The organism is Sulfitobacter sp. HI0129 (genome assembly GCF_001635395.1).
Classification (GTDB): Bacteria; Pseudomonadota; Alphaproteobacteria; order Rhodobacterales; family Rhodobacteraceae; genus Sulfitobacter.
This window is the reverse complement of sequence record NZ_LWGH01001100.1, coordinates 1-3,904: the sequence shown is the minus strand read 5'-3', so window position 1 is coordinate 3,904 and position 3,904 is coordinate 1. Positions and strand designations below refer to the sequence as shown.

At 64.8% G+C, this 3,904-nt stretch carries 6 protein-coding genes, 1 pseudogene and 1 other annotated feature; of the genes and pseudogenes, 3 read left to right on the top strand and 4 right to left on the bottom strand.

Features of this window, described 5'->3' with window-relative positions; genetic code table 11:
• From A3764_RS23060 to A3764_RS23045, 4 genes and pseudogenes are all read right to left on the bottom strand, one after another.
• Positions 1-226 (bottom strand): SDR family NAD(P)-dependent oxidoreductase (locus A3764_RS23060; protein WP_150122433.1); only part of this gene is annotated, 226 nt, incomplete at its 3' end.
• On the bottom strand, positions 223-1,047 hold the full coding sequence (locus A3764_RS23055; RefSeq protein ID WP_067919702.1) for an SDR family oxidoreductase: 825 nt from the start codon (positions 1,045-1,047) through the stop codon (positions 223-225). The genes A3764_RS23060 and A3764_RS23055, both read right to left, overlap by 4 nt.
• Positions 1,044-1,268 (bottom strand): TRAP transporter large permease subunit, encoded by a 225-nt coding sequence (locus A3764_RS23050; RefSeq protein WP_269084725.1) that lies wholly within the window; start codon positions 1,266-1,268, stop codon positions 1,044-1,046. The genes A3764_RS23055 and A3764_RS23050 overlap by 4 nt, the downstream gene beginning before the upstream one ends.
• A gap of 39 nt (positions 1,269-1,307) precedes the next feature.
• A pseudogene (locus A3764_RS23045) lies at positions 1,308-2,574 on the bottom strand (IS3 family transposase).
• Positions 2,175-2,293: a sequence feature (AL1L pseudoknot), on the bottom strand. (Overlaps the previous pseudogene by 119 nt.)
• A 331-nt stretch (positions 2,575-2,905) precedes the next feature.
• Between A3764_RS23045 and A3764_RS23035 the strand changes: the two are divergent.
• From A3764_RS23035 to A3764_RS26485, 3 genes are all read left to right on the top strand, one after another.
• Positions 2,906-3,346 (top strand): zinc-binding dehydrogenase, encoded by a 441-nt coding sequence (locus A3764_RS23035; RefSeq protein ID WP_161487541.1) that lies wholly within the window; start codon positions 2,906-2,908, stop codon positions 3,344-3,346.
• Complete coding sequence (locus A3764_RS23030; protein ID WP_067919706.1) at positions 3,347-3,559, top strand: hypothetical protein; 213 nt, start codon at positions 3,347-3,349, stop codon at positions 3,557-3,559.
• Between the two features lie 28 nt (positions 3,560-3,587).
• Positions 3,588-3,904, top strand: a 317-nt coding sequence (locus tag A3764_RS26485; RefSeq protein WP_150122434.1) for an EthD family reductase, incomplete at its 3' end; no start/stop codon positions are given.

Sequence of the window (3,904 nt, the reverse complement as noted above, 5' to 3'; positions counted from 1 at the left end):
CCGCCCAGTCCGCTTCCGAGGTCACGTCGAGGCGGGCGAATTGCGCGCCGATCTCATCCGCGAGGGCGCGGCCCTCGTCTTCAAGGATGTCGGCGACGATCACCTGCGCGCCCCGCGCCGCGAGATGCCGGGCCTGAAGCGCACCCTGTCCGCGCGCGCCGCCGGTGACGACCACGAGGCGGCCGCCGAAAGACACGCCCAGGATGTCTGCCTGGCCGGGGGTCATAGCCAGCTTCCCCCGAGCCGGGTCACGTCGTCGATGGGGTGGCCCCCGGCATCGAGTTCGCGCGCGGTGACGAGCGCCGCGTCGAGCATGGCGGCACGGGCGGCGATGACGCGGTCATATTCGGGATGGGTCAGCAGGTAGGGGAGGTTGCGGCTCACCGCCTCGATGATCCGGCGGGCCACCTCTTCGGGCTGCATGGAATTGGCCATGATCTCGGCCACGCGTCGGCGGTTCTCGGACGTGCTGTCCTGACCGGAGCTTGCGATGGCCGTGTTGACGTAGCCGGGGCAGACGGCGGTGACGCCGATGCCCAGCGGGGCCAGATCGCTGCGCGCGGTCTCGCTCAGCGAAACGGTGGCAGTCTTGGATGCGGCATAGGCCGCATAGCCGGGGGTCGAGAACAGGCCGCAGACCGAGCAGATATTGACGATATGCGCCGAGCGGCCCGTCCGGCGCAGCTGGTTCACGAAAACCTGCGTGCCGTGGAACATGCCCACCAGATTGGTGTCGAGGACGCGCTGGAAGGTCTCCAGCTCGACCTCATGGATGGGTTGGGGCGAGGCGCATATGCCCGCGACATTGAACAGCAGATCGGCCCCGCCGAAGGTTTCGCCGACCCGGTCGGCGGCGGCGGCCCAGTCCGAACGGGACCGTATGTCGAGCGCGAGGGCGAGGTCCGGGCCAGCGGGGGCCGACAGGTCGGCGCCCGCCACCTTCACGCCTTGGGCCTGAAGGGCGGCGACCAGCGCCTGACCGATGCCGGACGCCGCGCCGGTGACAAGCGCAACCGCGCCATCGAAGGGAAAAGAGCTTTGGGTCATGGTGCGAACAACACTTCTGGCAGGAACAGGGCGATTGCCGGGAAGATCACCAGAAGCAGGCACAGCAGGATTGGCCCGGCAACATAGGGCATGACCGCCTGATATATTCGGATCAGCGGAATGTCCGATGCCTGTGCCTGTATGACGAATATGTTCATGCCGAGCGGAGGCGTGATCATCCCCGCCTCGACGACGATCACGAGGAACACGCCGAACCAGATTGGACCGCCCCGGGCTTGCCGGAGGCTAATTATGGTTAGTTACGCGGCCATTTCTTCAGTTTCCAGAGCTGCGTAGAAGTTGGCCTCAGCCTCGGCTGGCGGGATGTTTCCGATGGGCTCGAGAAGTCGGCGGTTGTTGAACCAGTCCACCCATTCCAGCGTGGCATATTCGACGGCCTCGAAGCTGCGCCAGGGGCCGCGGCGATGGATGACTTCAGCCTTGTAGAGGCCGTTGATGGTTTCGGCCAACGCATTGTCGTAGCTGTCGCCAACGCTCCCCACGGAAGGTTCGATACCGGCTTCGCCCAGCCTCTCGGTGTAGCGAATGGACAGGTATTGCGATCCGCGGTCGCTATGATGAACCAACCCCATGGCCTTTGTCGGCCTTCGGTCATGGACTGCCTGCTCCAGTGCATCCAAGACGAAACCTGTCTGCGCTGACGTGCTGGCGCGCCAGCCGACGATCTTGCGCGCGTAGGCGTCGATGACAAAGGCGACATAGACGAAGCCCTTCCAGGTGGCGACGTAGGTGAAGTCGCTCACCCAGAGCATGTTGGGTGCCGGAACGCGGAACTCACGGTTTACCTTGTCCAACGGACACGGGGTCTTCTTGTCCGGGATCGTCGTCCGATGTGGCTTGCCGCGGATAATGCCTTGAATACCCATGTCATTCATAAGCCTTGCCACAGTGCAACGAGCGACATCGAACCCTTCCCGGACAAGCTGGCGCCATACCTTGCGGACGCCGTAGACTTGATAGTTCTCCTCCCAGACGCGTTCGATCTCGGGCCGCAGGGTGGCATCACGACGGGCGCGGTCAGACTGCCGCGCCGGGTCAGCCCGCTTCGCCAAGTGAGAATAGTAGGTGGAGGGGGCAATCGGCGTTCGCCGCCGGGCTCGGACCGGTGGCGCCTTCGGCGGCTCACCGTGCAGATCGGCTCGACCCCATGCGCATCGCGATGCGCTTCAACGAAATCCACCATCACTTCGACCGGCGGTCGAGCTCCGCCATCGCAAAATAAGCCGACGCCTTGCGCAGGATCTCGTTGGCTTGGCGCAGCTCGCGGTTCTCCCGCTCCAGCGCCTTCATTCTCTCGGCCATCTCGCTGGGGACGCCTGAACGCTTGCCGTTGTCGACCTCGGCCTTCTTGACCCAGTCGTTCAGCGTGTTCGCCGAGCAGCCGATCTTCGCTGCGATCGATGTGATCGCCTGCCAGCGAGAGCCATGCTCGCCCTCGTTGCCGAGAACCATCCGCACCGCGCGCTCGCGGACTTCAGGGGAAAATTTGTTCGTGGTCTTGCTCATGATGCTCCATCCTTGTGTGTTCAAGGTCGGGCATACTGGGAACGCAGGTGGGACCCCGTTCCATCCCGGGGAGGTAGATCCCGCTGAGTAGCAAGGGGCCCATTTGCGCCGTCGCCATTTGAACCTGAACAGTTGCAAGGGGCGCCCGTAGTGCCGACCCCGAATATCAAGGACAGGACAGTGACTTTGCCCCAAACCTACATCGGCGTCGATGTTGCGAAAGACTGGATCGACGTGTGTGACCCCGCCTCTTCCCGGCAGGAGAGGATACCAACCGACCGCCGATCGCTGCGTAGTTTTGCAGCGACAGTTGGCTCATCGGCGCAACGTGGTGAAGATCGACAAGGCCCTGCCGCTGGATGTGCTTGCCCCGCTGGGATGCGGCATCCAGACCGGCGTTGGCGCGGGGCTCAACGCGATCCGGCCACAGGCGGGCGACAGTTTCGTTGTGTTCGGTGCGGGGTCGGTCGGGCTGTCCTCGCTCATGGGGGCGGCGATTGCGGGCTGTACGAACATCTGCGCCGTCGATCTGGCGGAGAACCGGCTGGCGCTGGCGCGCGAGCTGGGGGCGACCCATGCCTTTCGCGGCGACGATCCCGACCTTGTCGGGAAGCTGCGCGAGGCGAGCGGGGGCGGGTATCATTGCGGTCTCGACACGACCGGCATTCCCACCGTGGTGGACACGGCCAGTCAGGCCCTGCGCAAGCGCGGCATGCTGGCGCTTGTCGCCGCCCCGGCGCCCGGCACCCGGTACAGCGTGGAGGCGCGTTAAATGGTCGGGGCCGGTCTGTCCTGGCGCGGCGTGATCGAGGGTGACAGCAACCCGCCGGACTTCATCCCCGAGCTGATCGAGTATTACCGCAAGGGTCAGCTTCCGGTGGAGAAGATCATCGCGCATTACCCGTTCGAACGGATCAACAAGGCGATCCACGCCATGGAAGACGGCAGCGTGGTGAAGCCCGTGCTGCGGATGATGCAGGACTGACGCGGCCCGCGCGGCCCGCGCGGCCCGTATCGGATCGGAGAGACAGGATGTCAAACGGACAAGTTTTCTGGCCGCGAAAGACGGCATTGAACGGGATGACTTCATAGCCTACTGGACGGGCATTCATGCGCCCATTGCGGCGAAACTGCCGGGGCTGGTCCATTACTCGATCTCCATCCTGGACGGGGCGCAGGCGCTGCGCTCGCCCGGCGGGCGCGAGGTGATCGGCTTTGCCACGCTTGGGTTTGCATCGGACGCGGATGTCGGGCCGGCGGTCGGTTCGCCCGAGGGCGCGGCGGCGGCGCGGGATCTGGAAAACTTTGCCGAGGAAGTGCTGCGTTTCGA

Excerpts from the sequence above, each read along its gene's own strand:
- A3764_RS23055 (WP_067919702.1), bottom strand. The coding sequence starts at position 1,047 with ATGACCCAAAGCTCTTTTCCCTTCGATGGCGCGGTTGCGCTTGTCACC.
- A3764_RS23030 (WP_067919706.1), top strand. The coding sequence starts at position 3,347 with ATGGTCGGGGCCGGTCTGTCCTGGCGCGGCGTGATCGAGGGTGACAGC.